Annotated in this window: 26 protein-coding genes and 1 pseudogene; 18 read left to right on the top strand and 9 right to left on the bottom strand. The window is 61.3% G+C overall.

Features of this window, described 5'->3' with window-relative positions:
* The 6 genes from DQ405_RS15205 to DQ405_RS15180 all read left to right on the top strand — a co-directional run.
* Positions 1-584 (top strand): electron transfer flavoprotein subunit alpha/FixB family protein (locus tag DQ405_RS15205; RefSeq protein WP_196240174.1); only part of this gene is annotated, 584 nt, incomplete at its 5' end.
* A gap of 126 nt (positions 585-710) precedes the next feature.
* Positions 711-1,535 (top strand): substrate-binding periplasmic protein, encoded by an 825-nt coding sequence (locus tag DQ405_RS15200; RefSeq protein WP_168424984.1) that lies wholly within the window; start codon positions 711-713, stop codon positions 1,533-1,535.
* A 49-nt stretch (positions 1,536-1,584) separates the two neighbouring features.
* On the top strand, positions 1,585-1,896 hold the full coding sequence (locus tag DQ405_RS15195; protein WP_168424992.1) for a DUF4398 domain-containing protein: 312 nt from the start codon (positions 1,585-1,587) through the stop codon (positions 1,894-1,896).
* Entirely contained in the window at positions 1,893-2,699 is an 807-nt protein-coding gene (locus DQ405_RS15190; protein WP_168424983.1) for an OmpA family protein, read from the top strand. Before DQ405_RS15195 ends, DQ405_RS15190 begins: the two co-directional genes overlap by 4 nt.
* Positions 2,700-2,820: 121 nt before the next feature.
* Positions 2,821-4,251: an aminotransferase-like domain-containing protein gene (locus DQ405_RS15185; protein ID WP_168424982.1), complete on the top strand. Its 1,431-nt coding sequence runs from the start codon at positions 2,821-2,823 to the stop codon at positions 4,249-4,251.
* 25 nt (positions 4,252-4,276) lie between these two features.
* Positions 4,277-4,813, top strand: coding sequence for a hypothetical protein (locus tag DQ405_RS15180; RefSeq protein ID WP_168424981.1), 537 nt, complete (start codon positions 4,277-4,279; stop codon positions 4,811-4,813).
* On the opposite strand, the pseudogene DQ405_RS15175 reads toward DQ405_RS15180, so the two are convergent.
* Both DQ405_RS15175 and DQ405_RS15170 read right to left on the bottom strand, forming a co-directional pair.
* A pseudogene (locus DQ405_RS15175) lies at positions 4,786-6,312 on the bottom strand (putative bifunctional diguanylate cyclase/phosphodiesterase); the annotation flags it as partial. The gene DQ405_RS15180 and the pseudogene DQ405_RS15175 sit on opposite strands and share 28 nt — an antisense overlap.
* Before the next feature lie 39 nt (positions 6,313-6,351).
* Positions 6,352-7,281 carry a recombinase family protein gene (locus tag DQ405_RS15170; RefSeq protein ID WP_003150544.1) on the bottom strand — a complete coding sequence of 310 codons (930 nt, stop codon included), beginning with the start codon at positions 7,279-7,281 and terminating at the stop codon, positions 6,352-6,354.
* Positions 7,282-7,482: 201 nt separating this feature from the next.
* Between DQ405_RS15170 and DQ405_RS15165 the strand changes: the two genes are divergently transcribed.
* Genes DQ405_RS15165 through DQ405_RS15155 form a run of 3 tightly spaced genes read left to right on the top strand, consistent with a single transcriptional unit; the run spans position 7,483 to position 11,129 of the window.
* Positions 7,483-7,722 (top strand): ribbon-helix-helix domain-containing protein, encoded by a 240-nt coding sequence (locus DQ405_RS15165; RefSeq protein ID WP_003089107.1) that lies wholly within the window; start codon positions 7,483-7,485, stop codon positions 7,720-7,722.
* Entirely contained in the window at positions 7,722-8,132 is a 411-nt protein-coding gene (locus tag DQ405_RS15160) for a putative toxin-antitoxin system toxin component, PIN family (RefSeq protein WP_003150546.1), read from the top strand. Before DQ405_RS15165 ends, DQ405_RS15160 begins: the two co-directional genes overlap by 1 nt.
* A gap of 3 nt (positions 8,133-8,135) precedes the next feature.
* Entirely contained in the window at positions 8,136-11,129 is a 2,994-nt protein-coding gene (locus DQ405_RS15155) for a Tn3 family transposase (RefSeq protein ID WP_003299771.1), read from the top strand.
* Positions 11,130-11,141: 12 nt separating this feature from the next.
* Here the strand turns inward: DQ405_RS15155 and DQ405_RS15150 are convergent, their stop codons facing one another.
* Genes DQ405_RS15150 through DQ405_RS15140 form a run of 3 tightly spaced genes read right to left on the bottom strand, consistent with a single transcriptional unit; the run spans position 11,142 to position 12,000 of the window.
* Positions 11,142-11,354 carry a GDCCVxC domain-containing (seleno)protein gene (locus DQ405_RS15150; RefSeq protein ID WP_003089113.1) on the bottom strand — a complete coding sequence of 71 codons (213 nt, stop codon included), beginning with the start codon at positions 11,352-11,354 and terminating at the stop codon, positions 11,142-11,144.
* 7 nt (positions 11,355-11,361) lie between these two features.
* Positions 11,362-11,637, bottom strand: a complete 276-nt coding sequence (merP, locus tag DQ405_RS15145) for a mercury resistance system periplasmic binding protein MerP (protein ID WP_003150552.1) — start codon at positions 11,635-11,637, stop codon at positions 11,362-11,364.
* 12 nt (positions 11,638-11,649) lie between these two features.
* Positions 11,650-12,000: a mercuric transporter MerT family protein gene (locus DQ405_RS15140; RefSeq protein WP_003089115.1), complete on the bottom strand. Its 351-nt coding sequence runs from the start codon at positions 11,998-12,000 to the stop codon at positions 11,650-11,652.
* A 74-nt stretch (positions 12,001-12,074) separates the two neighbouring features.
* Between DQ405_RS15140 and merR the strand changes: the two genes are divergently transcribed.
* The gene (gene merR, locus DQ405_RS15135; protein WP_003089120.1) at positions 12,075-12,473 is read left to right on the top strand and encodes an Hg(II)-responsive transcriptional regulator; all 399 of its coding nucleotides are present in this window, start codon (positions 12,075-12,077) and stop codon (positions 12,471-12,473) included.
* Here merR and DQ405_RS15130 read toward each other — a convergent pair.
* Together DQ405_RS15130 and DQ405_RS15125 are read right to left on the bottom strand one after the other, a co-directional pair.
* Positions 12,463-13,671, bottom strand: a complete 1,209-nt coding sequence (locus DQ405_RS15130; protein ID WP_168424979.1) for a CHASE4 domain-containing protein — start codon at positions 13,669-13,671, stop codon at positions 12,463-12,465. The genes merR and DQ405_RS15130 overlap by 11 nt on opposite strands.
* 121 nt (positions 13,672-13,792) lie before the next feature.
* Positions 13,793-13,960: a DUF2897 family protein gene (locus DQ405_RS15125; RefSeq protein WP_168424978.1), complete on the bottom strand. Its 168-nt coding sequence runs from the start codon at positions 13,958-13,960 to the stop codon at positions 13,793-13,795.
* A gap of 155 nt (positions 13,961-14,115) precedes the next feature.
* On the opposite strand from DQ405_RS15125, the gene pyrF reads away from it, so the two are divergent.
* Positions 14,116-14,811, top strand: coding sequence for an orotidine-5'-phosphate decarboxylase (gene pyrF / locus DQ405_RS15120; RefSeq protein WP_168424977.1), 696 nt, complete (start codon positions 14,116-14,118; stop codon positions 14,809-14,811).
* Between the two features lie 50 nt (positions 14,812-14,861).
* Here pyrF and DQ405_RS15115 read toward each other — a convergent pair whose 3' ends face one another.
* Positions 14,862-15,866 (bottom strand): NADP-dependent oxidoreductase, encoded by a 1,005-nt coding sequence (locus DQ405_RS15115; protein WP_168424976.1) that lies wholly within the window; start codon positions 15,864-15,866, stop codon positions 14,862-14,864.
* Positions 15,867-16,082: 216 nt separating this feature from the next.
* Here DQ405_RS15115 and DQ405_RS15110 point away from each other — a divergent pair, with 216 nt between their 5' ends.
* Positions 16,083-16,844, top strand: coding sequence for an SDR family oxidoreductase (locus DQ405_RS15110; protein ID WP_168424975.1), 762 nt, complete (start codon positions 16,083-16,085; stop codon positions 16,842-16,844).
* 16 nt (positions 16,845-16,860) lie between these two features.
* Here DQ405_RS15110 and DQ405_RS15105 read toward each other — a convergent pair whose 3' ends face one another.
* Positions 16,861-18,078 carry a benzoate/H(+) symporter BenE family transporter gene (locus DQ405_RS15105; protein ID WP_241730013.1) on the bottom strand — a complete coding sequence of 406 codons (1,218 nt, stop codon included), beginning with the start codon at positions 18,076-18,078 and terminating at the stop codon, positions 16,861-16,863.
* 276 nt (positions 18,079-18,354) lie between these two features.
* Here DQ405_RS15105 and fliE point away from each other — a divergent pair, with 276 nt between their 5' ends.
* From fliE to fliJ, 6 genes are read left to right on the top strand one after another with little or no spacing between them, the layout of a single operon-like run.
* A complete protein-coding gene (gene fliE, locus DQ405_RS15100; RefSeq protein ID WP_025242402.1) occupies positions 18,355-18,684 on the top strand; it encodes a flagellar hook-basal body complex protein FliE in 330 nt (109 codons plus the stop codon).
* Between the two features lie 15 nt (positions 18,685-18,699).
* Positions 18,700-20,487: a flagellar basal-body MS-ring/collar protein FliF gene (fliF, locus tag DQ405_RS15095; protein ID WP_168424974.1), complete on the top strand. Its 1,788-nt coding sequence runs from the start codon at positions 18,700-18,702 to the stop codon at positions 20,485-20,487.
* Positions 20,480-21,499, top strand: coding sequence for a flagellar motor switch protein FliG (gene fliG, locus DQ405_RS15090; RefSeq protein ID WP_168424973.1), 1,020 nt, complete (start codon positions 20,480-20,482; stop codon positions 21,497-21,499). The genes fliF and fliG overlap by 8 nt, the downstream gene beginning before the upstream one ends.
* A gap of 16 nt (positions 21,500-21,515) precedes the next feature.
* Positions 21,516-22,292 carry a flagellar assembly protein FliH gene (fliH, locus tag DQ405_RS15085; protein ID WP_168424972.1) on the top strand — a complete coding sequence of 259 codons (777 nt, stop codon included), beginning with the start codon at positions 21,516-21,518 and terminating at the stop codon, positions 22,290-22,292.
* Positions 22,282-23,640 (top strand): flagellar protein export ATPase FliI, encoded by a 1,359-nt coding sequence (gene fliI, locus DQ405_RS15080; RefSeq protein ID WP_168424971.1) that lies wholly within the window; start codon positions 22,282-22,284, stop codon positions 23,638-23,640. The genes fliH and fliI overlap by 11 nt, the downstream gene beginning before the upstream one ends.
* Positions 23,641-23,643: 3 nt before the next feature.
* A complete protein-coding gene (gene fliJ, locus DQ405_RS15075) occupies positions 23,644-24,096 on the top strand; it encodes a flagellar export protein FliJ (protein ID WP_168424970.1) in 453 nt (150 codons plus the stop codon).
* Positions 24,097-24,158: the final 62 nt, after the last annotated feature.

The raw sequence follows: 24,158 nt of genomic DNA, 5'->3' as shown, positions 1-24,158 counted from the left end.
CCGTCGAGAGCGCTGATACCTTCAAGCGCCCGATCTATGCCGGCAACGCCATCGCGACTGTTCAATCCAGCGCTGCGATCAAGGTCATTACCGTGCGTGCGACCGGTTTCGATCCGGTCAGTGCCGAAGGTGGCTCGGCCAGCGTCGAGCAGGTATCCGGTACTGGCGATGCGGGTGTTTCCGCGTTCGTCGGCGAAGAGCTGGCCAAGTCTGATCGTCCTGAGCTGACGGCTGCCAAGATCGTCGTCTCCGGCGGGCGTGGCATGCAGAATGGTGAAAACTTCAAGCATCTTTATTCGCTGGCCGACAAACTTGGTGCTGCCGTTGGTGCCTCACGCGCTGCGGTCGATGCCGGCTTCGTGCCTAACGATATGCAGGTCGGTCAGACCGGCAAGATCGTCGCACCACAGTTGTACATCGCGGTCGGCATCTCCGGCGCGATTCAGCACCTGGCGGGCATGAAGGACTCCAAAGTGATCGTTGCGATCAACAAGGACGAAGAAGCACCGATCTTCCAGGTTGCCGATTACGGTCTGGTGGGCGATCTGTTCGAGATCGTGCCGGAGCTTGAGAAGCTCGTCTAACCGAGCCGCTTCATAAAAACCCGCTCTCGTAGCGGGTTTTTTGTGGGCGCTCGGCTGTGCTGGCCAGTGGTAACATTCCGGCTGCTCTGACAAATGCCTGCCCGATCCCGAACGATGAGGTTCTCCATGCGCTGTGCCGCTCCGCTGAAATCCGCCTTGATCGCTTTGTTGTTGGCTGCCCCCGTCGTGGCGAGCGCGGCGGCTACGAAGTGTGACCGGTTGATTGCGACCGGTGGAGCGGACAACCCACCGTTCCTGTGGCGTGATCCACAGAATCCCAAGCGTCTGGTCGGCGCGAATGCCGATCTGCTGAAGGAGATCACCGACTCACTCGATCTGAAGCTCGAGCTTCTCTACACGGGCGATGCAGCCAAAGCGCTGGAAGAAGTTCGCAGCGGTCGGGTCGATCTGTTGGCCGATGCGCAGCTCGATCTACAGAACTTGGCTCATCTGGATTTCATACATCCCTCGATCGCGACCTTGCAAATGTCCGCCTGGGTACGCAATGAGCCGGGTTTTCTCTATTCAAGTCGTGAGGAACTGGCGGGGCGCTCGGGTACCTATGTTGCGACGACGCGCTTCGGCAATGAGCTCCAGGCGTATGCCAAACAAAACCTTCAGTTACGCTCGGCACCCAGCCTGGCCGAAGCCATGCAAAGGTTATTGGCAGGCAAAACCGACTATGTGTTGCATGAGCGATACAGTGTGGTGGCACAGGCTGGTTCTCAGGGTCTACTCGAAGCTATACAGCGGCTCGAACCTCCCGTATCCAGCCGCGGCATGCATTTCGCGGTGGCACACGACTCGGCCTGTAATGGGCCTTGGCTGCGCGGACAGCTCGCGACCAAAATGACAGAATTGCGCGCCGCCGGGGTGCCTCAGCAGTTGTTGGTGAAGAACCTTGAGCGCTGGAAGCAGCAACCGGTGCCAACAAGCAATTCGCAACGCTAGGACCTCTCTCTTGATAAAACATCTTTCCTGCATGCTCGTGCTGTCGGTGATGGTCGGCTGCGCCAGCGACCCGGCACCGTCCGAGCAGTTGCGCCTCACTGAGCAGGCGGTGATCCAGGCGCGTTCAGTAGGCGCATCGGAGCAGACACCTGAACTGGTGCTGGCCGAACAGAGACTCATGGCTGCGATCACGGCTATGAAGCGAAAGCATTATCTGGCGGCCCGCCGGCTAGCGGAGAAGGCGGAGCTGGACGCCCGGCTGGCGGAGGCCCGCGTCCTGAACGATAAGAGCCAGCAGGAGTTGTCAGAGCTGAGTCGACGCATCGCACGGCTACGCGAACAATTGGGAGATCTGCAGTGAAGCCCGTTCTTCTCTCCTCCGTATTGCTGGTGGCGCTTTTCGGGCTGCAGGGGTGCGCATCGCAGGAATCGCAACGGCAGCTGGAGCAGGCTTCCAGTACGTTTCAAAGCGTCAGTGAAGATCTGCAGATCCTCCGTGAAGCGCCCAAGGACGTGATGCGTGCGGCTGAGTCGCTTGAAAGAGCCCAACGTTTTGCCGGCTACTGGGGCAGTGCCGAGGATGTCGGGCATTACGCCTATCTCAGCCAGCGTTATAGCGAGATCGCTCGGCAGCACAGCGAGCAGACTCAGAATCAACGGCGCGCTACCCAGCTGAACATGGAGCGGGAGCGTCTGCGTCAAGCCTTGCAGGAGGCCAAGCTGATCGGTCTGCAGTACCAGGATCACTCGCAGGAAGAACAGATGATCAGCCTGGCGGCCGCTGAAACCGATCGCGGTTTGGTAATGACGCTCGGGGACGTGCTGTTCAAGGCGGCCAGCGCCGAGTTGGACCCATCCGCCAACCGTACGCTGCTTCAGGTCGTACATTTCCTCCAGCTTAATCCTAAGCGTAAGGTCCGGATCGAGGGTTACACCGATAATCGGGGCGACGCGGCGGAAAACCTCGCCTTGTCCAAGGCTCGAGCACAGGCGGTGGGCGACTTCATGCAAAGCCTCGGTGTCGACGCTCAGCGCTTGGAAGTGGTCGGCTACGGCGAGCAGCATCGCGTCGCCGAAAACGCATCGGCGCGGGGGAGGGCGCAAAACAGGCGGGTCGAAATTCTGTTTTCCGATGAGCAGGGACGACTGAATAACTCCCGTTGATGCAGTGCGTATGGAGTAAGGCAAGGTAACCGACTGTGTCGGCGAGTTAACTGCTAACTGTATTGGTTGTGCATTACGGTGTTGTACTACTGTTATGGTTCAGTTGGCGGAGACGGACGAAATGACCAATCTGTTGCTTTATCAGCGCATCGCGCATCAACTTGCCGAAGACATTCGACGAGGCGTTTACCGTCCGGGCGAACGTGTGCCTTCGGTGCGCAAGATGAGCATGCAGCTGAGCGTTAGCCACGCGACCGTTCTGCAGGCCTATGCCAACCTCGAAGATCAAGGGATGATCCGGGCCCGCCCGCAATCGGGCTTTTATGTTCATCACACGCCAGCGCTGACGGCGCCTACCCCGGACATCGCCCAGGTCGAGCGGCCGACGCTGGTTACGCGCAGCAGTATCATCAACCAAGTACTCAGCGAGTCGCGTCGCGACGGGCTGATCCCGTTAGGTGCCGCCGTGCCTCATGCAGACTATCTGCCGACTCGTGCGTTGCATCAGCAACTTGCCAAGGTCACCCGCTTCCAGAGCCAGCGGGCGTTCAGTTATATGTTCAGTCCTGGCTACGAACCGTTGCGCCGGCAGGTGGCAATTCGCATGCGTGACGCGGGAGTCATCGTCGGGCCGGACGAAGTGGTGATAACCCATGGCTGCGTCGATGCATTGCAGATGTCCTTGCGCGTGTTGACCAAGCCTGGCGACCTGATCGCAGCCGAATCGCCCAGTTACTATGGTTTGCTTCAACTGGCCGACCTGCTTGGGCTGAAGGTCATCGAGATCCCATGTGATCCGGATACCGGTCTCAGCCTTGAGGCGTTGCAACTCGCGGCAAGCCAGTGGCCGATCAAGGCGCTAGTGCTAACGGCACGGTTGAGCAACCCGCTCGGAGGCAGCGTGCCCGACGCACGGCAGAAGCAACTGCTGAAACTGGCGGCGAATTTCGATATCCAGATTGTCGAAGACGATATCTACGGCGAGCTGTTGTTCGATGTGGGGTCAATCAAGGCGCTCAAATCCAATGATCGTGACGGGCGTGTGATCTATTGTTCGAGCTTCTCGAAGACGATTTCGCCTGGTGTACGTATCGGCTGGATCATTCCCGGCCGTTACCGTGAGGAGATACAGCGCTTGCAGACCTTCAGTACGCATTCGGCTTGCAGCGTCACGCAAATGGGGGTCGCTGCCTATCTGGAGAACGGTGGTTATGATCGTCATCTGCGCTATATCCGCCACGAGTATCGAAAGAATCTCAGTGCTTTCCAGCTGGCGGTTCAGCGCTATTTCCCCGAAGGCACACAGATGACACGCCCCTCTGGCGGTTTCATTCTGTGGGTGAGCCTGCCGGCTCGGGTAAATACCAAGGAGCTGCACCTGCAGGCGCTGAAGCGCGGGATCAGCATCGCGCCAGGTCTGATTTTCAGCAACACCGAGCAGTTCAACCACTGTGTCCGGCTCAATTGCGGGCTGCCCTGGACGGATGAGGCGGAACGGGCGTTGAAAACCCTTGGCGAGCTGGCAGGGGAGCTGTGTCGGCAATCGAGCTAACCGGAGTGAGTGAGGAAATTGCCCTATGAAATGGTTGAGTTTGCTGCTCGCGTTGCCTTTTCTCGGGGCCTGTGACGGCGATAAGCTGCCTTCCCAACCTAGCCCGCCAGCGAAACCTGAGGTTCAGGCTGATGCTGGCAATCGTGCGCCTGCATCGCCGCTCGGCTCTGTCGAAAGCGAGGGTGGCGAGCCTCCGAATATCGAAATTGAGCTTGAATCAGTTGCCGGAGAAGATTCCGAGGAGCTGCCATCCGAACGAGTTGTGTCGGTGCCTGAGCCCAAGCCCGAGCCGGTCGTCCCGGTCCGGGAAGCGGCGAAGAAAAAGGTTGCGGTGGAAGAGGTTGAGTTACCCGAGCCGGAGCTAGATCTGAGCCTCCCCAGCGACTGGGCGGAAGAGCTCGACCCGGATCAGAACACGGCGACCATTCGCTTATTGCCGCCTTTATTCGAATCGAGTGAAGACTCTCGGTCGCTGCAAATGAGCGGTCGTCTTCTGCCGGGGCTTGAGCAGGATGAAGCGCTGATCGATGGGGCTCAGATCAACTTCGAACTCAAACGTTGATCCGCTCGATTCGTGTCTGCAGGGCTCCGGCTCAGGGGTTCGGTCCCGTCAACGCCGGCGAGCAGGGCGCGCAGTTCGTCTGCCGGGAGCGGATGACTCATATGGAATCCCTGAATTTCACCGCAGCCATCGGCAACGAGTCGCGTCAACTGCTCCGAGGTTTCCACGCCTTCGGCCGTGACGCGCATGCGCAGGCCACGGCCTAGGTCGATGAGTGCTTTGACAATGGAGTGATCCGCGGGCGAATGCGCCATGCCGGCGACGAAGCTGCCGTCGATCTTGATCATATCGAACGGATAATTGCGCAGGTTGCTCAGTGACGAATAACCGGTCCCGAAATCGTCCATGGCGAGCCGTACGCCGACTGCCTTCAGTTCATTGAGTACGTCCAGAGTGCGCTGATTTTCCTGAAGCAGCGCCGTTTCGGTTATTTCGAGCTCAAGGCGGCTGGCTGGTAGTGCGCTTTCTTCCAGAACAGTTCTGACCATGCCGGAGAGCCCATCGCTGCGTAGCTGCAGCGGCGATAGGTTGACTGAGACCATGAGCGGGCTCGCCCAACCCGTGGCTTCGATACAGGCCTGACGCAGGATCCATTCACCGAGCGGGACTATCAGTCCGGTTTCTTCGGCCAGCGGAATGAAATGCTCGGGCAGCAGCAACCCACGAGCGGGGTGCCGCCAACGCAGCAAGGCTTCCGCGCCGTTGATGCGCATGCCTTCGCTGAAATAGCGTGGCTGGTAATGCACTTCGAACTGGCCCTCGGCAATAGCCTGGCGCAGCTCATCTTCCTGTTGCCGCCGCTCCAGTAGGCGGTTGTCCATCTCGCTGCCGTAGAACCGCCAGGTTCCTTTGCCGTCAGCCTTGGCCTGGTAAAGCGCAATATCCGAACAACGCAGGAGTTCGTTGGCGTGAGCCGCATCGATGGGTGCCACGGCGATGCCAATGCTGGCGCCGATACGAATCGACTTGTTCTCATAGAAAAAGGGTTCGCTGATGGCGTCGACAACACGGGCGCATAGCTTTTCGACGTCTTCATTATGCTGCAGGCGACTCATCACCAGGACGAACTCGTCGCCGCCCAGCCGCGCCACCAGGTCATCGCCTCTGATGCATTGCTTGAGGCGATTGGACACGCCGGCCAGCACCTCATCACCGGCGCCGTGGCCCAGTGTGTCGTTCACCGGCTTGAAGCGATCCAGGTCGATGTACAGCACCGCTAACCTGGATTCGCTTGTGAGGGAGGCGAGCTTGGCTTCCAGGTAGTCGCGTAGACGGTTGCGGTTAGGCAGGCCGGTCAGGGCGTCGTGCTGCGATAGGTATTGGATGCGTGCCTGAGCGCGGGTCTCTTCGGTGATATCGCTTGCTGTTCCTCGGTAGCCCATTAGCTGATCGCTTCGGTAGATCGCCCGAGCCGATAGCCGACAGGTCCGCTCGCAAGCATTCGCTGCCTGATAGCTGCAGCGCAGCGGAGCTCTGTGCGGTGCGGCCAGCCAGTTCTGGGGTTTGGGGAGCAATGGAACCAAAAACCAACGTAAGCCCTACCAACGCTTTTCGGTGTCTTCTTCCCAGGCGCCCATCTCGACAAAACAGTTGCGCATGTCGGCCTCCTGGCTGATCTCGGTCAGCAGGTCATGCACGCTCTTGTCCAGCTCATCGTCGCTCCGATACGGAATGGTCAACTCATAGTGGCCGGCATCCAGCCGCTTCATGCCATAGGGCTCCAGGCAGTAGCGCTCAATGTTCTCCGTGGCCCGCTTCCGGCCGCGCACGAACTTGCTGTTATTCACCACCGCGAGGCGCAGGGTGACGGTGGCCACCCGCTCGGCGGCGGGCGGCTCTGCCGGCGACGCGGCCGAAGGCTGCTGGTCGCGTGACCTGGCGCTCTTCTGGTACGCGCCGATCTCGACACCACGGTGGCGCAGGTAGCTGTACAGCGTGCTCTTGGAGATGTGCAGCTTCTCGCCGATCGCGCTGACGCTCAGGCGACCTTCGCGGTAGAGGGTTTCGGCCGCCATGGCGGTGGCCTCAGCCTTGGCTGGCAGGCCCTTGGGACGGCCACCGATCCGGCCACGCGCCCGTGCGGCCGACAGACCCGCCTGAGTCCGCTCGCGGATCAGCTCGCGCTCGAACTCCGCCAGCGAGGCGAACAGGTTGAACACCAGGCGGCCTTGGGCGTGGGTGGTGTCGATGGGGTCATTCAGGCTCTGTAAGCCGACCTTGCGCTCTGCCAGCTCGCCGACCAACTCGACCAGGTGCTTGAGGGAACGCCCAAGGCGATCCAGCTTCCAGATCACCACGGCATCACCCGGCCGCACGTTGGCCAGCAGTTTGTCCAACTCCGGCCGGGCGCTTTTCGCGCCGCTGGCGATGTCTTGGTAGATGCGTTCGCACCCGGCCTGTTTCAGGGCATCGACTTGTAGGTCGGCTTTCTGATCCCGAGTGCTCACTCGCGCATAACCGATCTTCATCAAAAGTACTGTTTACTCGACTACGTTAGTAATAGTTGAACTTTGATTAAGCGTACCAGTTATTTGAACCGTAGCGCGGGGAGCTTAACGAACCGAGCCATTCCTCGATAGAGTTCGGCAAAACCTTCGTTTTGTCGAACCATTGCATCGCCCTTTGTGATTGGCGTATAAACACACAAACACCTATTAGCGGAGAACGCTATGAATACCATTCGCTGGAATGTCGCCGTCTCGGCCGACACCGACCAGTCGCTTCGGATGTTTCTGGCCAGCCAGGGCGGCGGCCGTAAGGGCGACCTGTCGCGCTTCATCGAAGAAGCGGTACGGGCACACATCCTGGAGCTGAGCGCTGAGCAGGCCAAGGCCGCTAACGCCCATCTGAGTGAGGCAGAATTGACCAACGCGGTTGACGAAGCGCTCGACTGGGCACGTAAGCGCTGATGCGGGTCGTGTTGGATACCAACATCCTGTTCAGCGCCCTGATCTCGCCACATGGCGCGCCCGATGCGATCTACCGTGCCTGGCGGGCGGCGCGTTTCGAGGTGGTGACCTCGCGGATGCAACTCGATGAAATTCGTCGAGCCAGCCGCTATCCCAAGCTTCAGGCCATCCTACAGCCCGCCAAGGTGGGCGCCATGATCAATAACCTGCAACGGGCTGTGGTACTGGAGCGCCTGACCATCGAGGTCGAAGCCGATGATCCGGATGACTCGTTTTTGCTGGCCATGGCCTTGGCGGGCGATGCGGACTACCTGGTAACCGGTGATCGCCGCGCCGGCCTGCTGCAACGCGGGCACATCGAACGCACGCGGATCGTCACGCCCGCCGTGTTCTGCGTCGAGGTGCTGTGATCAATGCCGGTCGGTTTTCTGACTCAAGAGCAACGCGACGGTTTTGGCCGCTATGTTGATTCGCCCAGCCGTGAAGAGCTGGAACGTTACTTCCACCTGAGCGATGAAGACCGTGAAGCCATCCAGGTGCTGCGGGGTAACCATAACCGTCTGGGTTATGCCGTTCTGCTGACCACCGTCCGCTTCGTTGGCGTTCTGCCGGACAAGCCCGCCGCCGTGCCGGTGGAAGTCCTGCAGGTGCTTTGCCGACAACTGGCGATTCCAGACCCCGACTGCCTCCAGCGCTATAGCGATCATCGCCGCTGGATACATGCCACCGATATTCAGAACCGCTTTGGCTATCGTCATTTCACCGATCCGGGCATCGGCTTTCGCTTGAGCCGCTGGCTGTATGCCCTCTGCTGGACGGGCACCGACCGGCCGGGAGTGCTGTTTGAGCGAGCCACCTCGTGGCTGTTCACACAGAAAGTCCTCCTGCCTGGTGTGTCTCAACTAGAGCGCTTTATCGCCCAGTTGCGCAGTCGGGTCGAAGAACGCCTCTGGTTTACGCTGGGCCGCAGCGTGACTGAGGAACAGCGATTGCAACTGCAAGACTTGCTGACGGTGGCCGAAGGCAACCGCAGCTCCCGGCTGGATCAATTGCGCTCCGGCCCGGTCATGGTCAGTGGCCCCGCGTTGATTCGGGCACTGCGCCGGCTCGATGACGTGCGCGGCATCGGCATCACCTTGCCGGCGGCGGCGCACATCCCTCCCAGCCGTATCGCCGCCCTGGCCCGCTTCGCCAACACGGCCAAGGTCACCGCGATTAATCGGCTGCCGGCGTCGCGGCGGATGGCGACACTGGTGGCCTTCGCACTCTGCCTGGAGGCGACTGCGCACGACGACGCACTGGAAGTCCTGGAGGCCTTGCTGCGCGACCTGTTCAGCAACGCGGAGAAGGCCGACAAGAAAGCCCGCATGCGCAGCCTGAAAGACCTGGATCGGTCGGCCGCGACGCTCGCCGCCGCGTGCAAGGTCGTGCTGGACAGCTCGATCAGCGATGACAACGTGCGCGCCCGGCTGTTCAACGACCTGCCGAGGACCACCCTGGAAAAGGCCCTGGAAGAGGTCAACGCGCTGATCCGCCCGGTAGATGACGTCTATTTTCTTGCATTGGAAGCGCGCTACCGCAGCGTGCGCCGCTTCCTGCCCGACCTGCTCAAGCACATCCGCTTCGGCTTCAGCCCGGCCGGCAAGGGCGTGGCGGCTAGTCTGGAGTGGCTGCAACTGAACCTGCCGCGCCGGAAGCCAGAGGATGACGCGCCGCAGGAGATCGTGGCCAAGGCTTGGCAGAAGCACATCACCCGCGAAGATGGCTCCCTCGACATGGGTGCCTATGTGTTCTGCACGCTCGATGCGCTGCGCACGGCCCTGCGCCGCCGCGATGTCTTCGTCTCGCCCAGTTGGCGCTATGCCGACCCGCGCCTTGGCCTGCTCGACGGTGCCGAATGGCTGGCGGCGCGACCGATCATCTGCCGGTCACTGGGCCTGACCATCGACGCCAAAACCACCCTGGACGCCTTGTCCGTCGAGCTGGATGCAACCTGGCTGGCAGTAGCCGCGCGCCTGCCCGACAACCCGGCGATTCAACTGAGCGAGAACACCGAGGGCAAGACCGAACTGTCGCTCGGGGCGCTGGACAAGCTGGACGAGCCCTGCTCGTTGCTGCAACTGCGGGCGGCCGTGTCTGACCTGATGCCGCGTGTCGATCTGCCGGAAATCCTCTTGGAAATCGCCGCCCGCACTGGCTTTTCCGAGGCCTTCACCCATGTCTCCGAACGCAATGCACGCGCCGACAACCTGGTCACCAGCCTCTGCGCGGTGCTGTTGGGCGGGGCCTGCAACACCGGCCTGGAGCCCTTGATCCGCACCGACAACCCGGCGCTGCGCCGTGACCGGCTGTCCTGGGTCAGCCAGAATTATATCCGCGACGACACCCTGTCAGCGGCTAACGCCATCCTGGTCGGAGCGCAAAGCCAACTGGAACTGGCCCAAGTCTGGGGTGGCGGCGAGGTCGCCTCCGCCGATGGCATGCGCTTCGTCGTACCGGTGCGCACCGTGCATGCCGGCCCCAATCCGAAGTATTTCGGCACCGGCCGGGGTGTCACCTGGTACAACCTGATTTCCGACCAATTCTCCGGCCTCAACGCCATCACCGTGCCCGGCACGCTGCGCGACAGCCTGGTGTTGCTGGCGGTCGTGCTGGAACAGCAGACCGAGTTGCAGCCGACGCAAATCATGACCGACACCGGGGCCTACAGCGATGTGGTGTTCGGGCTCTTCCGCCTACTTGGCTACCACTTCAGTCCGCGGCTGGCCGATGTCGGCGGTACCCGCTTCTGGCGCACGCGCCCGGACGCGGACTACGGCAAGCTCAACGGGCTGGCCCGCCAGTCGGTCAAACTCGACCTGATCGCCGAGCACTGGGACGACCTGCTGCGCCTGGCCGGCTCGCTCAAACTCGGCCGGGTGCCGGCGACTGGCATCATGCGCACGCTGCAAACGGGAGATAGACCCACCCGGCTGGCCCAGGCGCTGGCCGAATTCGGGCGGATCGAAAAGACTCTGCACACGTTGACCTATATCGACGACGAGTCCAAGCGCCGCGCCACCCTGACCCAGTTGAACCGAGGCGAAGGCCGGCACAGCCTGGCCCGCGCCGTGTTCCACGGCAAACGCGGCGAGCTCCGCCAGCGCTACCGCGAAGGCCAGGAAGACCAGCTCGGTGCTCTGGGCCTGGTGGTGAACATCATCGTGCTGTGGAACACCCTCTACATGACGGCGGCCGTGGAACGGCTCAAGCAGCACGGCTATCCAGTGCTGGAAGAGGATTTGGCCCGGCTATCGCCGCTGATCTACGAGCACATCAACATGCTCGGGCGGTATTCCTTTGCGGTACCGGAAGAAGTTGCGCGCGGCGAGCTGCGGCCACTGCGTAATCCAGACGACGACCTGTGATCCCCCTAAACGCTATGAGCAACACCCAAGCTGCTGCTGGATCGGCGGGCACTTCACCGAGCCGAACGAACAGAAAACGCAGCAATCCCCTGGGTTGGGGCGCAGCAGCGCCTTGCAGTTGCTGCACTCGTAATAGAACTGGCAGGCGTCCGTGGGCATGGTTTCCGGCTTGGCGAAGCCGCAGCGCGGGCAAGTCAGCACGGACTCAAGGACAATGGCGCTCATCGTGACCTCACTTCTGCACTGTGGAGGGGTATCCCGCGTTCGCGGTCGCCTCAGTCAGTGCCTCGGGCTGGGCCTTATCGGGATCGTAGGTGACGGTCGCCGTCTTCTGGTCGAAATTGACCTGGACGTCACTCACGCCGGACACCTTCTCCAGCGACTTCTTGACCGTGATCGGACAGAGTCCGCACGTCATGTTCTGCACGTCGAGCGTGACGGTTTTCGGGGGAGCCGCCAGCGCCACGAAGGGCAAGGCGAAAAGCACGGCGATCAGCAGTTTGCGCATGGTTAATCTCCTTCAGTAGAACAGCGGGGCGAGCCACGGCACGGCCAATAGGCCGAGCAGCAGCACGCTGACGATCCAGAACACGAGTCGCTGTCGCACGAGCGTGCGCGGATCGGCGCAGGGTGTACCTGGCGTACAAACCTGTGGCACCAGGTAGAGCTTGCGGAATGCCAATCCCAGGAACAGTAGAGTCAACCCGATGAAGAGGGGGCGTAGTGGCTCCATCATGGTCAGAGCGCCCACCCACGTACCGCCGACACCGAGTGCCAACAGCACCAGTGGCCCGACACAGCACACCGACGCACCGATGGCGGTCAGCGAACTCGCGACCAGCGAGCCTTTCCCGGTGAGTTGCATCCCCATTCCCATCTCCTGAGCCTGATTGCCTAGGTGCTATTCTAAACTCCGTACCAAAGTACGGAATCAAGGAGAAAGTGATGGCCACAGAGCTGACCATTGGCAAGCTGGCAGACGCCGCCGGGGTGAACGTCGAGACGATCCGCTACTACCAGCGACGCGGGCTGCTGGATGAACCAGCCAAACCCTTGGGTGGCCATCGGCGCTATCCGGTGGACATGGTGAAGCGACTGCGTTTCATCAAGCGGGCTCAGGCGCTGGGTTTCACGCTCTCGGAAGTCGGTGGACTGCTGACGCTGGATGAGTCGTGCGCCTGTGCCGAAACGCGAGCACGGGCTGCACGCAAGCTCGCGTTGATCGAGCAGAAGATGGCCGACTTGGTCGTCATGCAGCAACTGTTAGGCGAACTGGTGCAGCAATGTGATGCGGGAGACGGCGGAACGATCTGCCCGATCATCGAGGCACTGATCAGAGAGTAATGCCTGGCGGGTGAGCTGGAGATCGGAAAGCCCCTTTACGGTGGGATTCAGAGCTTACGTTGGTTTTTGGTTCCATTGCTCCCCAAACCCCGTTCTCTAGCGCCGCATGATCACTGATCAATAGGTCGATCAAGGGCCGGCCAATCCAGGCGGCAGGCTCGTGCCCGGTAATTTCCTCGAAGCGGCTGGAGAGGTAGGTCAGCCGAGCGTTCCGGTCGGTTTCCCAGATCCAGTCGGACGCGGCTTCGGCCACGTCGCGAAAGCGCTCTTCGCTCGCTGCCAGTGCCGTACGGCTTCTGGATAGTCGCTTGTAGCTGGCTTCCATCAGCCTTACGGTTTTCAGCGCCTGGCGCAGCAGCAACCAGGCCAGCAGCCCGAGACCGAGAGTGACCGCCGCAAGTACCGGCAGGGTAGTCCACAATAGGTAGCGGCCCGGCCGGGATACCTGCCAGGTAAATGCCTGGGTTGTCCCATCAAGCGTTTGCAGGTCGACAAGCGCGTGCTTGTTTCGGGAGGCTTCGTCATCGACGCGTAGCCCTTCGATGGCATATTCCTCGCCCAGGGCGAGCAACCAGCCAGGATCCATTACATCGGCAAACAACAAGACCGACGCGGGACCATCCATTTCTTCGATATCGCTGCCGCCAGGTGTCATCACGGCCGCAGCGACCATGGCAGGCCGGCCTTCCGCCGACAGCAGGCCGGCCGCGGTGTCCTCCTCTTCGACCGCTTCGCGAGCCTGGGCAAGCAGGGTGTCGAGCCCGTTGCCGAGCCACTGGCGTGCATCGACCTGCGCCAGCTCCCCGCGGATCACCGAGTAAGTCGTATCGCCTTCGGCGTCGACCACCAGCACCGCGTCATACCCGAAATCTTCATGCAGTGAGGGGCCGAGGTTTGCCTGGTCATAAGCCCAGTCCAGATTGACCTGTTTGCTCAGGTTAGCGTAAGCGTCGCCCCAGAAAGCATTGTCAGCGACATGCCGGGACATGCCCAGCAGATGCGCCTCGAATGCCTTGCCTGCCAGATAATGCTCTTGGGTCAATGCGTCACGGTCGATGGTGCGGGCAATCTGGATGACTGCAATCGCCGCAGCGAGCAGGGCAGCAGCTAACAGGCAGGCAATACCGGGGAGGATCCGCCTCGAGAAAGCGGCTTGAGCCTTGGGGCCTGCGTTGGCCGAAGAGGGAGCTGATGCCATTGATGAGTCCTTCAGGAGAGACGGAATGATCGCTCGCGTGAAGGCAAAAAGCCATCACTTATTGAGAGGTCTGCCATTATTCTGGCGCGACCCCGTGTCGCGGGGCTTGTTGCTCATGCGGCTATTTATTGCGTGCGTCCTCCGCATCCGCTTCGGCGTTGCGCTGGGCAATCCGCTGCTTCTGCTCGTCGGTCAGAGGGATCTTGCGTGCGCCGGCACGCAGCATCAACAGCCCGCCGACGATCGTGCCGAGCACCAGGGCGAGCAATAACCAGATATACCAGGGCATGTTTATCTCCTGATGCTGATGGGATTGCTTTTAACCTTACGCCACCGTAGATAGCCGCGCCATTGCGATTGAGCGTGCAGCGAAGGGATTAGCGCATGCCGCCTCGCTGATGGTTTTCTGCGACAATGCGCGCCGAAATTCGCCGAGGAATCGTCATGATCTGCCAGACTCCCATCATCGTTGCGCTCGATTTCCCCTCCCGTGATGCTGCGCTGGCATTGGCCGGGCAGCTCGATCCGACGCTTTGTCGCGTCAAGGTCGGCAAGGAATTGTTCACCCGTTGCGGTCCTCAGGTGGTCGAGGCGCTGCAGGCGAAAGGCTTCGAGGTGTTTCTCGATCTCAAGTTCCACGATATCCCCAACACCACGGCGATGGCGGTCAAGGCGGCTGCGGAACTGGGTGTGTGGATGGTCAATGTGCATTGTTCGGGTGGGCTGCGAATGATGGCTGCCTGCCGCGAAACGCTGGACAAGGCTGGCGGACAAAAGCCGCTGCTAATCGGCGTCACAGTGCTGACCAGCATGGAGCAGGCGGATCTCGCCGACATCGGCCTGGATCTGGAACCGCAACAGCAGGTGTTGCGTCTGGCAGGGCTGGCGGCAGAGGCCGGGTTGGACGGTCTGGTCTGCTCGGCGCAGGAAGCTCAATCGCTGAAAGCACGTTTTGCCCAGCTGCAATTGGTGACTCCGGGGATTCGTCCGGCTGGCAGCAAGGCTGATGATCAGCGGCGAATTCTTACCCCAGCCGAGGCGATGGCGGCGGGCTCGGATTACCTGGTGATCGGCCGGCCTATCGCCCAAGCGGCGGACCCCGCTCAGGCATTGGCCGCAGTGGTCGCCGAGTTGGCTTGACCTTTAGCATCGCAACTGGTCGCCGCTGTGCAGCGACCAGTCTCGCGGTCCTAGCTGACCTTCAACACCAGCTTGCCGAAATTGCCGCCGGTGAACAGCTTCATCAGCGTATCGGGGAACGTCTCCAGCCCTTCGACGATGTCTTCTTTGCTCTTCAGCTCACCGCTCTGCATCCAGCCGGCCATGTCCTTCATGGCTTCGGGGTAGCGGGAAACGTAATCCATCACAACCATCCCTTGCATGCGCCCACGGTTGACCAGCAAGGACAGATAGTTGGCAGGTCCCTTGACCGCTTCCTTGTTGTTGTACTGGCTGATGGCGCCGCAGATCACGATTCGGGCACCCACACTGATCCGCGTCAGCACCGCGTCGAGGATGTCACCGCCGACGTTGTCGAAATAGACATCGACGCCTTTCGGGCATTCGCGCTTCAGCGCAGCGTGCAGGTCCTCATTCTTGTAATCGATGGCAGCATCGAAGCCCAGTTCTTCGGTGAGAAAGCGGCACTTCTCTGCGCCGCCCGCAATTCCGACGACACGGCATCCCTTGATCTTGGCGATCTGCCCGGCAACGCCGCCAACTGCACCTGCCGCGCCGGAGATCACGACGGTTTCGCCGGCTTTGGGTTCGCCTACCGCCAGCAGGCCGAAGTAGGCGGTCATGCCGGTCATGCCCAGTGCGGACAGATAACGCGGCAGTGGCGCCTGGTTCGGGTCAACCTTGTAGAAGCCTTTCGGCTCGCCGAGGAAATAGTCCTGCACGCCAAGCGCGCCGTTGACGTAATCGCCTTCGGCATAGCCGGGGTGCTGGGATGCAATGACTTTGCCCACGCCGAGCGCACGCATTACCTCGCCAATACCGACCGGGGGGATGTAGGACTTGGCATCGTTCATCCATCCACGCATGGCGGGATCAAGCGACAGGTACTCGTTCTTGACGAGGATCTGGTTCGGGCTGAGCTCACCCAACGGCTTTTCGACGAACTCGAAGGTGTCGCGACTAGGCGCGCCGATGGGCCGCTTGGCCAGCAGGAACTGGCGATTGGTCTTGTCCATGAGGAACCTCTTATGTGTGCGAAGTCTTGGTGTAGCCCGCCGAGCTCAACCTCGCAAGCAAGGCGCGAATGCTGGAATGCAAAGGCATCCGCCCGAGTGATATCGCGATGTGACTCTTAATCGGCCCGAGGGATGGCGGTATAACACTGACCAACGTTCGGCTTGTAGTCACATTCGGACTCGGCACCTTCCTTTCAATCGAACAGGGTTTCTAGCATGAGCATGTCTTTTTTCGGTCAGGTTGCGTTGGTAACGGGTGGCGCGGCGGGTATTGGACGCGCGACGGCGCTGGCATTCGCCGAACAGGGTCTGAAAGTGGTTGTGGTAGACGTGGACGAGACAGGCGGTGTTGCCTGCGCCGAGGCCATTCGCGAGGCGGGCGGCGAGGCGACATTTGTGCGCTGCGATGTCACCCGCGACGAAGAGGTCAGGGCGATGGTCGAACAGGCGGTGGCGAGCTACGGTCGCATCGATTACGCCTTCAACAATGCCGGTATCGAGATCGAGCAAGGTCGTCTGGCGGAAGGTAGCGAAGCTGAGTTCGACGCGATCATGGGCGTCAACGTCAAAGGTGTCTGGCTATGCATGAAGCATCAGTTGCCGCTGATGCTCGCCCAGGGCGGCGGTGCCATCGTCAACACCGCTTCGGTTGCGGGTCTGGGAGCAGCGCCGAAGATGAGCATTTACTCAGCGTCCAAGCATGCCGTCATCGGTCTGACCAAATCGGCAGCGATCGAATATGCCAAGAAGCAGATCAGGGTCAACGCCGTCTGCCCGGCGGTAATCGACACCGATATGTTCCGCCGCGCCTACGAGGCTGACCCGCGCAAGGCGGAGTTCGCCGCGGCCATGCATCCGGTCGGCCGGGTCGGCAAGGCCGAGGAAATCGCTGCCGCGGTGCTCTACCTCTGTAGCGATGGCGCCGCCTTCACGACTGGCCATGCCTTGGCGGTTGACGGTGGCGCAACGGCCATCTAACGAGCCGTCGCGACGATCAGGTCGCAGCCTTGCGGCCGCTGACAATCAGTAGCGTCAACACGCCGGCTACCAACCCCCACAATGCGGAGCCGATGCCGAACAGGGTCAGGCCCGACGCGGTGACCATGAAAGTGATCAAGGCTGCCTCGCGTTCGAGCGGCAGATGCATCGCCTGGGTCAGGCCACTGCCGATCGAGCCGAGCAGCGCCAGCGCCGCGATAGACAGCACCAACGCGGGCGGGAAGGCGGCGAACAGCGCGGCTAGTGTCGCCCCGAAAATCCCGGCGATGCCATAGAACAGCCCGCACCAGACCGCTGCGGTGTAGCGTCGCGATGGATCCGGGTGTGCCTCCGGGCCGCTGCAGATGGCCATGGTAATCGCCGCCAGGTGAATGCCGTGGGAACCGAAGGGGGCGAGCAGAACCGACGCGATGCCTGTCACGGAAATCAACGGCGAGGCGGGTACCTGATAGCCCTCGGCGCGCAGTACCGCCAACCCAGGCATGTTCTGCGACGCCATGGCGATGACGAACAGCGGTATGCCGATGCTGAAGATTGCAGCGAAGGACAGCGCCGGCGTGGTCCACACTGGTATCGCAACCTCCAGACTTAGGCCACTGAAATCCAGCAGGCCGAACCCACCGGCCAGCACGCAGCCGACGATCAGCGCCGAGAGCACGGCGTAGCGCGGTACAAGCCGTTTGGCCAGCAGATAGCTGAAGAACATCCCCAGCACCAGCACAGGCTGTACTTCCACGGCACGGAAGATCTCGATGCCAATGTTGAACAGCACGCCGGCTAGCAATGCCGCCGCCAGTGATGCGGGAACCTTGCGCATCAGGCGCTCGAAGCTGCCGGTAAGACCGCACAGCGCAATCAGCGCCGACGCGAAAATAAAGGCCCCGATCGCTTCGCCATAAGGGACGCCGGGCAAGGAGCTGATCAGCAGCGCTGCGCCGGGAGTCGACCAGGCGATGACGATCGGCGTCCGGTAGCGTAGCGACAAGCCGATGCTGCACACGGCCATACCAATCGACAGCGACCAGATCCACGAGGAAATCTCTGCGCCACTGAGTCCGGCTGCCTGTCCGGCCTGGAACATCAGCACCAGCGAGCTGGTATAGCCAGTGAGCATGGCGATGAAACCGGCTACGACAGTCGAGGCTGAACTGTCCTTGAGTGGCTGGAGCAAAGGGGCAGGGCTGGTCATCGTCGGGTTTGGATTCGGTTTCATGGGCTAACTATCAGATAAGAGAAAGCATGGGCAGGCCGGGCAAACGCTCTTTGCGCACGATCCTTGCTTCGCTAGCGCAGGCTAGGCGAGACGACGACGTGCGTCGCGGTACAGCCGCACGCGGGTTCAGCGTAACAGTCTCTTGTGCCGCCTAGGACCGTCCGTCTCTCGTTTCCGTAAGTGCCTGGCTGTTGGGCCAGACACTGGCATCGATGTTGCTATCTACATTGTGCTTGCTGCGAAGCGTCAAAAAAACCGCAGCTGTCGGAGGAATAGATGAGCCAGGGTATTGAATTCAATCGCTTGATGCTGGAAATGCGGGCCATGCAGACCGATGCAATGGCACGCTCCAAGCCCGTGACCGCTACGCCCGAAGTCGGCGCGCCGAGCTTTTCTGACATGCTCGGCCAGGCTGTCAACAAAGTGAATGAAACCCAGCAAGCCTCCAGCCAGCTGGCCACCGCCTTCGAGATGGGGCAGGGCGGCATCGACCTGACCGAAGTGATGATCGCATCGCAGAAGGCCAGCGTTTCCTTTCAGGCCATGACCCAGGTGCGTAACAAGCTGGTCCAGGCGTATCAAGACATCATGCAGATGCCGGTTTAAGGCAGGGTTTGAATAATGGCTGAAGCGCTTAGCAAGGTTCCAGTACCGGTTGATTCGGAGGCTCCGAAGAAGCCTCTGCTGGGCCTGTCCTTCCTGGAAAACCTTTCCGAAATGTCGATGTTGCGGCAGATCGGTCTGCTCGTCGGGCTCGCTGCAAGCGTCGCCATCGGCTTTGCCGTGGTGCTTTGGTCGCAACAGCCGGACTACCGTCCGCTGCTGGGCAGCCTCGCCGGGATGGACGCCAATCAGGTAATGGAAACCCTGGCGGCTGCCGATATTTCCTACACGATCGAGCCCAACTCCGGCGCCCTCTTGGTCAAGGCCGATGACCTCGCGCGTGCGCGGCTGAAGCTTGCCAGCGCGGGCATCGCGCCGACCGACAGTAACATCGGCTTCGAGATTCTCGACAAAGAGCAGGGCCTCGGCACCAGTCAGTTCATGGAAGCCACCCGCTACCGTCGTGGTCTTGAAGGCGAGCTGGGTCGCACCGTTTCCAGCCTGAACAACGTCAAGGCGGCGCGCGTTCACCTGGCGATCCCGAAGAGCTCTGTATTCGTCCGTGACGAGCGCAAGCCCAGCGCTTCGGTTCTCGTAGAGCTCTATCCGGGGCGCAACCTCGAGCCGAGCCAGGTAATGGCCATCATCAACCTGGTCGCCACTAGCGTGCCGGAGTTGACCAAGTCGCAAATCACTGTGGTGGATCAGAAAGGCAACCTGCTGTCCGATCAGCAGGGTCTCACCGAGCTGAGCATGGCCGGCAAACAGTTCGACTATAGCCGGCGCATGGAAAGCCTTTATACCCAGCGCGTGCACAACATCCTGCAGCCGGTGCTGGGCAGCGGACGCTACAAGGCGGAAGTATCGGCCGACGTTGATTTTAGTGCCGTCGAATCGACATCCGAAACCTTCAATCCCGATCAGCCGGCCCTGCGCAGCGAGCAGAGCGTCAGTGAACAACGCCAGAGCAGTCTCGGGCCGCAGGGCGTTCCGGGTGCGCTGAGCAATCAGCCGCCAGGACCGGCCGCCGCGCCGGAGAATGCAATTGCCAGACAGGCCGCCGCTGCTGGTGCCATCGCGCCGGGGCAGCCGCTGCTCGATGCCAACGGCCAACAAATTATGGACCCGGCGACTGGTCAGCCCATGCTTGCGCCATACCCGGCGGACAAGCGCGAGCAGGCGACTCGCAACTACGAGCTGGACCGTTCCATCAGCTACACCAAGCAGCAGCAGGGTCGCTTGCGCCGTCTGTCGGTGGCGGTGGTACTCGACGACCAGGTAACGGTCGCTGCTGACGGGACCACGACCCGGGTACCAAGGACCGCCGACGAGCTGGCGCGCTTCACCCGGCTGGTGCAGGACGCCGTCGGTTTCGATGCCAGCCGGGGTGACAGCGTCAGCGTAATCAACGCGCCGTTCGCGGCCGATTCGCTCGATGAAACCTTCATCGACATCCCGTTCTACTCGCAGCCGTGGTTCTGGGACATCGTCAAGCAAGTGCTCGGTGTGCTGTTTATTCTGGTGCTGGTGTTCGGCGTGCTGCGGCCCGTATTGAACAACTTGACCAACGCCGGCAAAGGCAAGGATCTTCAGCCTGTCGGTGGTGATGCCGAGCTGGGCGAGATGGGGGAAATCGACGATGCGCTGACCAATGACCGGGTCAGCCTGAGCGGGCCGCAGAGCATCATGCTGCCGAGCCCGACCGAGGGATACGATGCGCAACTGAATGCCATCAAGAATCTGGTAGCAGAAGATCCGGGCCGGGTGGCTCAGGTCGTCAAAGATTGGATCAATGCAGATGAATGATGCTCGAGTTCCCGCTAATAAACTGAACAAGGTCGACAAGGCCGCGATTCTGCTGCTCTCGCTGGGTGAGGCCGATGCCGCGCAGGTTCTGCGCCATCTCGGCCCGAAAGAGGTACAGAGGGTTGGCACGGCGATGGCGCAGATGCGCAACGTTCACCGCGAGCAGGTCGAGAAGGTGATGAGCGAGTTCGTCGAAATCGTCGGCGATCAGACCGGCCTTGGCGTGGGGTCCGACGGTTATATCCGCAAAATGCTTACCCAGGCGCTGGGTGAGGACAAGGCTGGCGGTCTGATCGATCGCATTCTGCTGGGCGGCAATACCAGTGGTTTGGACAGCCTGAAGTGGATGGAGCCGCGCGCTGTGGCCGACGTGATTCGCTACGAGCACCCGCAGATTCAGGCGATCGTGGTTGCCTACCTGGACCCCGATCAGGCGGGCGAAGTGCTGTCGCATTTCGATCACAAAGTGCGGCTCGATATCGTTCTGCGCGTATCGTCGCTCAATACCGTCCAACCGGCGGCGCTGAAAGAGCTCAACCTGATTCTTGAAAAACAGTTTTCTGGCAATGCCAATACCACCCGGGCGGCACTGGGCGGTGTCAAGCGGGCGGCGGACATCATGAACTACCTTGACAGCTCGGTCGAAGGTCAGCTGATGGACGCGATCCGGGATGTCGATCAGGACTTGTCGGCGCAGATTGAAGACCTGATGTTCGTTTTCGACAACCTTGCGGATGTCGACGACCGGGGCATCCAAGTCCTGCTGCGCGAAGTATCCTCCGATGTGCTGGTCATGGCGCTCAAGGGGGCTGACGAAGCGATCAAGGAAAAGATCTTCAAGAACATGTCCAAGCGCGCGGGCGAGCTGCTGCGCGACGATCTGGAGGCCAAGGGGCCGGTGCGCATCAGCGAAGTCGAAGGCGCCCAGAAGGAAATACTCACCATTGCCCGCCGCATGGCCGAAGCCGGGGAGATCGTTCTCGGCGGCAAGGGCGGCGAAGAAATGATCTGACTCTAAGCGAGCCCAAATGCCCAAGGAAAATCCCAGCGATGTGATCCGCGCGAAGGACGTCAATGTCTTCGATCGCTGGGCGCTGCCGAGCTTCGATCCGCTGGGTGCGGAGGCGGTAGAGCCAGGGGCGATCGACGAACCGGCTGCAGAAGAAGATTCGTCCCGCAGCGAGGACGTCCCGATCGAGGAAGTCAAACCCTTGACACTCGATGAGCTCGAGGCGATTCGTCAGGAGGCCTACAACGAGGGCTTCAGTACGGGCGAGAAGGATGGTTTTCATGCCGGTCAGCTCAAGGCCCGGCAGGAAGCCGACGCCGCCCTGGCGCCCAAGCTCGCTAATCTCGAGCAGCTGATGGCGCAACTGTTTGAACCCATCGCTGATCAGGATCGGAACCTCGAGCACGCCATGGTCACGTTGGTCAGCCAGCTGGCCCGTGAAGTCATCCAGCGCGATCTGTTAATCGATTCCAGCCAGATTCGTCATGTACTGCGCGAAGCGCTGAAGCTGCTGCCCATGGGCGCCAGCAATGTGCGCATCCATATCAATCCGCAAGATTTCGAATTGGTCAAAGCGCTGCGCGAGCGGCATGAGGAAACCTGGAAGATCGTCGAGGACAGCGATCTGCTGCCCGGCGGCTGCCGGATCGAAACCGAGCAGAGCCGTATCGACGCCAGTGTCGAAACGCGTCTGGGCCAGGCGATCAGCCAACTGTTCGAGCAGCAGCGCGAAAACGCCACCAGTCCACCTGAAGCCGATCTGCATTTGGATCTGAGCTCGCCCGATGCGCCTTGAACGCACCAGTTTCGCCAAACGTTTCGCCACCTATGGCGAGGCGATCAAGCTGCCCAGCCAGCCGATCCTCGAGGGTCGGCTGTTGCGTATGGTCGGGCTGACACTCGAAGCCGAGGGGCTACGCGCCGCCGTTGGCAGCCGCTGTCTGGTGATCAACGAAGACAACTACCATCCGACCCAGGTCGAAGCGGAGGTGATGGGCTTCTCCGGCGGCAAACTGTATCTGATGCCGGTCGGTAGCCTGGCCGGCATCGCGCCGGGCGCACGCGTCGTGCCGCTGGCCAACACCGGACGGCTGCCCATGGGAACCTCGATGCTCGGGCGCGTGCTGGATGGTGCTGGCCGTGCGCTGGACGGAAAGGGCGGCATGAAGGCCGAGGACTGGGTGCCGATGGATGGTCCGGTGATCAACCCGCTGAAACGTCACCCGATCAGCGAGCCGTTGGACGTCGGCATTCGCAGTATCAACGGGCTATTGACGGTTGGGCGCGGCCAGCGTCTCGGGCTTTTCGCCGGTACTGGTGTCGGCAAGTCGGTACTGCTCGGCATGATGACGCGCTTCACTGAGGCCGACATCATCGTGGTCGGGTTGATCGGCGAACGGGGCCGCGAGGTGAAGGAGTTCATCGAGAACATCCTCACCGAAGAGAGCATCAAGCGCTCGGTGGTAGTTGCCTCGCCGGCCGATGACGCGCCGCTGATGCGCCTGCGCGCCGCCATGTACTGCACCCGCATCGCTGAATATTTCCGCGACAAGGGCAAGAACGTCCTGCTGCTGATGGATTCGCTGACGCGCTTCGCTCAGGCCCAGCGCGAAATTGCGCTGGCCATCGGCGAACCGCCGGCGACCAAGGGTTATCCGCCCTCGGTATTCGCCAAGCTGCCAAGTCTCGTGGAGCGCGCCGGCAATGCGGAGGAAGGCGGTGGCTCGATCACCGCGTTCTACACCGTATTGTCCGAGGGTGACGATCAACAGGACCCGATTGCCGATGCCGCGCGAGGCGTGCTCGATGGTCATATCGTGCTGTCGCGTCGCTTGGCGGAGGAAGGTCACTACCCGGCGATCGACATCGAAGCGTCCATCAGCCGAGTCATGCCGCAGGTGGTCAATGCAGAGCACGTGCGTCATTCGCAGCGGTTCAAGCAACTCTGGTCGCGCTATCAGCAAAGCCGCGACCTGATCAGCGTAGGCGCCTACGTACCCGGCGGCGATCCCGAGACGGACCTGGCCATCGCCCGGCAGGCGGAAATGGTGCGCTACCTTCGACAGGGTTTGAACGAGGCCGAGGGTCTGGCTCAGAGTGAGGCATCGCTCGCGACCGTGTTCAACCCCAGGGCGGCGAGCTAAGCCTTGTCGGCGAGCCGTGCTGCGCGTCTGGCGCCGGTGATCGACATGGCCGAGCGCGCCGAGCGAGATGCGGCGCGGCTGTTCGGCCAGGGGCAGGCACAGCTGTCTCAGACCGAAGCCAAGCTGGGCGAGCTGCGCCAGTATTTCGGCGACTACCAACAGCAATGGCTCAGCCAGGGCAGTCAGGGGGTTTCCGGTCAATGGCTGATGAACTATCAGCGGTTCCTTTCCCAGCTCGAGTCGGCCATTGGTCAACAGCAGCGCAGCGTCGACTGGCACCGCAACAATCTCGACAAACTGCGTGAGCAATGGCAGCAGCGGCGTGCGCGGTTGGATGGTCTGCGCAAACTGGTCGAGCGTTACCTGCAAGAAGCGAGAACGGCGGCAGATAAGCGCGAGCAGAAACTGCTCGATGAATTTTCACAGCGGCTGTCAGGCCGCCCAAAACAGGATTGAAGCTTGCTGCGCAGGGCTTTGGGTGCTAAATCTTCATCAGCTTGTTTGCTACAGCACGGCTG

Source organism: Pseudomonas sp. SST3 (genome assembly GCF_003325755.1).
This window is presented reverse-complemented; position numbering and strand designations above follow the sequence as displayed.

Bases quoted from the DNA above. Each gene is read 5' to 3' on its own strand.
- DQ405_RS15200 (WP_168424984.1), top strand. From the start codon at position 711: ATGCGCTGTGCCGCTCCGCTGAAATCCGCCTTGATCGCTTTGTTGTTG.
- DQ405_RS15195 (WP_168424992.1), top strand. From the start codon at position 1,585: ATGGTCGGCTGCGCCAGCGACCCGGCACCGTCCGAGCAGTTGCGCCTC.
- DQ405_RS15185 (WP_168424982.1), top strand. From the start codon at position 2,821: ATGACCAATCTGTTGCTTTATCAGCGCATCGCGCATCAACTTGCCGAA.
- DQ405_RS15180 (WP_168424981.1), top strand. From the start codon at position 4,277: ATGAAATGGTTGAGTTTGCTGCTCGCGTTGCCTTTTCTCGGGGCCTGT.
- DQ405_RS15170 (WP_003150544.1), bottom strand. From the start codon at position 7,281: ATGAAGATCGGTTATGCGCGAGTGAGCACTCGGGATCAGAAAGCCGAC.
- DQ405_RS15165 (WP_003089107.1), top strand. From the start codon at position 7,483: ATGAATACCATTCGCTGGAATGTCGCCGTCTCGGCCGACACCGACCAG.
- DQ405_RS15160 (WP_003150546.1), top strand. From the start codon at position 7,722: ATGCGGGTCGTGTTGGATACCAACATCCTGTTCAGCGCCCTGATCTCG.
- DQ405_RS15155 (WP_003299771.1), top strand. From the start codon at position 8,136: ATGCCGGTCGGTTTTCTGACTCAAGAGCAACGCGACGGTTTTGGCCGC.
- DQ405_RS15150 (WP_003089113.1), bottom strand. From the start codon at position 11,354: ATGAGCGCCATTGTCCTTGAGTCCGTGCTGACTTGCCCGCGCTGCGGC.
- merP (WP_003150552.1), bottom strand. From the start codon at position 11,637: ATGCGCAAACTGCTGATCGCCGTGCTTTTCGCCTTGCCCTTCGTGGCG.
- DQ405_RS15140 (WP_003089115.1), bottom strand. From the start codon at position 12,000: ATGGGGATGCAACTCACCGGGAAAGGCTCGCTGGTCGCGAGTTCGCTG.
- merR (WP_003089120.1), top strand. From the start codon at position 12,075: ATGGCCACAGAGCTGACCATTGGCAAGCTGGCAGACGCCGCCGGGGTG.
- DQ405_RS15130 (WP_168424979.1), bottom strand. From the start codon at position 13,671: ATGGCATCAGCTCCCTCTTCGGCCAACGCAGGCCCCAAGGCTCAAGCC.
- DQ405_RS15125 (WP_168424978.1), bottom strand. From the start codon at position 13,960: ATGCCCTGGTATATCTGGTTATTGCTCGCCCTGGTGCTCGGCACGATC.
- pyrF (WP_168424977.1), top strand. From the start codon at position 14,116: ATGATCTGCCAGACTCCCATCATCGTTGCGCTCGATTTCCCCTCCCGT.
- DQ405_RS15115 (WP_168424976.1), bottom strand. From the start codon at position 15,866: ATGGACAAGACCAATCGCCAGTTCCTGCTGGCCAAGCGGCCCATCGGC.
- DQ405_RS15110 (WP_168424975.1), top strand. From the start codon at position 16,083: ATGAGCATGTCTTTTTTCGGTCAGGTTGCGTTGGTAACGGGTGGCGCG.
- DQ405_RS15105 (WP_241730013.1), bottom strand. From the start codon at position 18,078: ATGAAACCGAATCCAAACCCGACGATGACCAGCCCTGCCCCTTTGCTC.
- fliE (WP_025242402.1), top strand. From the start codon at position 18,355: ATGAGCCAGGGTATTGAATTCAATCGCTTGATGCTGGAAATGCGGGCC.
- fliF (WP_168424974.1), top strand. From the start codon at position 18,700: ATGGCTGAAGCGCTTAGCAAGGTTCCAGTACCGGTTGATTCGGAGGCT.
- fliG (WP_168424973.1), top strand. From the start codon at position 20,480: ATGAATGATGCTCGAGTTCCCGCTAATAAACTGAACAAGGTCGACAAG.
- fliH (WP_168424972.1), top strand. From the start codon at position 21,516: ATGCCCAAGGAAAATCCCAGCGATGTGATCCGCGCGAAGGACGTCAAT.
- fliI (WP_168424971.1), top strand. From the start codon at position 22,282: ATGCGCCTTGAACGCACCAGTTTCGCCAAACGTTTCGCCACCTATGGC.